Source organism: Nocardia sp. CC201C (genome assembly GCF_030010695.1).
Lineage (GTDB): Bacteria > Actinomycetota > Actinomycetes > Mycobacteriales > Mycobacteriaceae > Nocardia > Nocardia otitidiscaviarum.
In genome coordinates this window covers 1-1704 of sequence record NZ_JASCXP010000700.1, presented here as the reverse complement: position 1 = coordinate 1704, position 1704 = coordinate 1, and the positions used below count along the sequence as shown (strand labels likewise).

General features: G+C 71.5%; 2 protein-coding genes. One reads left to right on the top strand and one right to left on the bottom strand.

The window, feature by feature from the left end:
- A partial coding sequence (locus QK444_RS36065; RefSeq protein WP_282786572.1) for a glycosyltransferase family 2 protein occupies nucleotides 1-336 on the bottom strand: 336 nt, incomplete at its 3' end.
- 190 nt (nucleotides 337-526) lie between these two features.
- Between QK444_RS36065 and QK444_RS36060 the strand changes: the two genes are divergently transcribed.
- On the top strand, nucleotides 527-1704 hold a 1178-nt coding region (locus tag QK444_RS36060; RefSeq protein WP_282786574.1), incomplete at its 3' end, for a hypothetical protein.

The following is a 1704-nucleotide window of genomic DNA, read 5'->3' as shown; positions in this document are numbered from 1 at the left end:
GCCGACGACCATATCGACCTCGGGCGCCAAGTCGGCCACCAGCGTGGACAACTCGCGTGGGTCCATGGAACCGTCGCCGTCGAGAACGGCCACGATATCGGTGCGGGCGGACAGCACCCCGGCGTGCACGGCGCTGCCGTAGCCCGGGACGGATTCGGTGACGACGGTGGCCCCGGCGGTGCGGGCGACGGCGGCGGTGTCGTCGGTGGAACCGTTGTCCACCACGATCACCCGATAGCCCGCCGGGATTGCCGAAAGTACGCCGGGTAGCGCACCGGCTTCATCGCGACACGGAATCACCACCGTGACGCAGGATTCCTCGTTCGATTCGGTCACGCCTAGACCGTAGGCCCGCACGCGCCGGATGAACCCCAACACACCGATGACGAAAGTATGACGAGACCTGTGCGAACGCCCAGATCAACCGGTTCGGGGGCGACTCGCGGCCTAGGGTGGACGCGTGCGGAACACTCCCGTCATCACCCCGGACCGGCAGCCGACGCGCCGGGCCGATCTCGGCTGGGCCGTGGGCGCGGCGCTGTTGGTCGCCGTCGCCGTGGCCATTCCGCGAATAATGGGCAAACCATGGCGGGATCGGCTGTACGCCGGGGCCGCACCGCTGTTCGGCGAATGGCTGCCGCATATCGGCTGGGGCACCGGTCCGGCCGTCGCCATCGCGGCGCTGGTGATCATGTACGGCCCGGGCCTCGCCGCCCGCCTGTCCTGGCGGCGGCTGCTGGCCGCCACCTGGCTGACCGCGATCGCGTGGGCGTGCGCACTCGCCCTGGTGGACGGCTGGCGGCGTGGCTGGACCGAACGCCTCACCAGCCGCGACGAGTATCTGCACGAGGTCGGCGGGGTCACCGATATCGCGGTCATGCTGCGCGGCTTCTCCGCGCGCATCCTGGATTTCCAGCCCGACTCCTGGACCACGCACGTCTCCGGCCATCCGCCGGGGGCGCTGCTCGTCTTCGTCCTGCTGGACCGGATCGGACTGGGCGGCGGCGGATGGGCCGGACTGCTGTGCGTGCTGGCCGGTTGTGGTGCGGCCGTGGCCATTCTGGTCACGCTGCGGGCGCTGGGCGCGGCGGAACGCGCCCGCGCGGCGGCGCCCTTCCTGGCGCTCGCCCCGGCCGCCATCTGGATCGCGGTATCCGCGGACGCGTTGTTCGCGGGGGTGACCGCGTGGGCGGTGGCACTGCTCGCGGTCGCGACCCGGCACGGTGAGCGGTGGGTATCGGCCGCGCTGGGCTCCGGACTGCTGTTCGGCTTCGGGCTCTACCTCAGCTACGGCCTGGTGCTCATGGCGGTGCCCGCGCTGGCGGTGCTCGCCGCCCGCGGGCTGCGGCCCGCACTCCCGGTGGTGGTCGGCATGCTGCTCGTGGTGGGCGCGTTCACGGCGGCCGGGTTCTGGTGGTTCGACGGTTATCACCTGGTGGTGGAACGGTACTACCAGGGCATCGCCAGCGAGCGGCCGTTCTCGTACTGGGTCTGGGGCAATCTCGCGGCCACGGTGTGCGCGGTCGGGCTGGCCTCGGTGGCCGCCCTGCACCGGGTGGCCCGAGAACTCCGTCCGTCCACGCTGTGGCGAACGCCGGAAGCCGCTTCGAAACAGGCTGACAGCGAGGAGATGTCCCCGCTGGAGCCGCACCGGCACGACGATCGGGATCCCGCTACCGTTCCCGGGCCGGAGGCGGCAGGCGA